Origin of the sequence: Streptomyces sp. SID14478, assembly GCF_010548525.1 — a bacterium.
Lineage (GTDB): Bacteria > Actinomycetota > Actinomycetes > Streptomycetales > Streptomycetaceae > Streptomyces.
The window spans coordinates 1-792 of the sequence record NZ_JAAGMG010000286.1; the positions used below are offsets into that span (position 1 = coordinate 1).

The window sequence follows — 792 nt, forward strand, 5'->3', positions numbered from 1 at the left end:
GTCGGCGGGCGCCGGATGCTGCTGACCGGCGCGTCCGGCGGCGTGGGCCACTACGTCACCGAGCTGGCGGCGGCCGCGGGCGCGCACCTGACGGCGGTGACCGCATCCCCCGAACGCGGCGCCCGGCTGCGGGAGTTGGGGGCCGCGGAGATCGTGCACGACGTCACCGAGGCGAGGGGCACGTACGACCTGGTCCTCGAATCCATCGGCGGCGCCTCGCTCCCGGCGGCCCTGTCCCGGCTCGGCCGCGGCGGCACGCTCGTCTGGTTCGGGCAGGCGGGCCGCGTCCCGGTCACGCTCGACTTCTTCGACTTCTTCAAGGGCCCCGAGTCGGCGACGCTGCGCCACTTCCACTACATGGACTTCCCCGAGTCGTACGCCGACGACCTCGCCGCCCTCGTCCGGCTCGTCGCCACGGGCCGGCTCCACCCGGAGCTGGGGCGCGTCACGGACTGGTCGGAGACCGCGGACACCCTCGTCGACCTGCGCGAGCGCCGGATCCGCGGCAACGCCGTCCTGACCGTCTCCTGACCCGCCGGCACCCCGCAACACCCGCAGCACATGGAGATCCTCATGCCGACCCCCTTCTTCCGACTCCCGGGCGCACTCCCGGACTTCATCGCCCAGAACCGTTCACGGACGTACGGGGCGGGCCTGGACCCGTTCGCGTACGAGCGGCTGACCGGCACCCTGGACGTCCTGTACGACTGGCCGGCTGCCTTCACCGGTGCCGCGCGCGAGCACCTGGCCGAGGGCGAGCGGCACCAGGCGCGCGGCGCGGGCCGCTCGGCG

Annotated in this window: 1 protein-coding gene and 1 pseudogene; both read left to right on the top strand. The window is 74.5% G+C overall.

Annotation, left to right across the window (positions count from 1 at the left end; translation table 11 throughout):
• A partial coding sequence (locus G3I40_RS09855; RefSeq protein WP_164301779.1) for a zinc-binding dehydrogenase occupies positions 1 to 531 on the top strand: 531 nt, incomplete at its 5' end.
• A gap of 42 nt (positions 532 to 573) precedes the next feature.
• Positions 574 to 792, top strand: a pseudogene (locus G3I40_RS09860) (hypothetical protein); the annotation flags it as partial.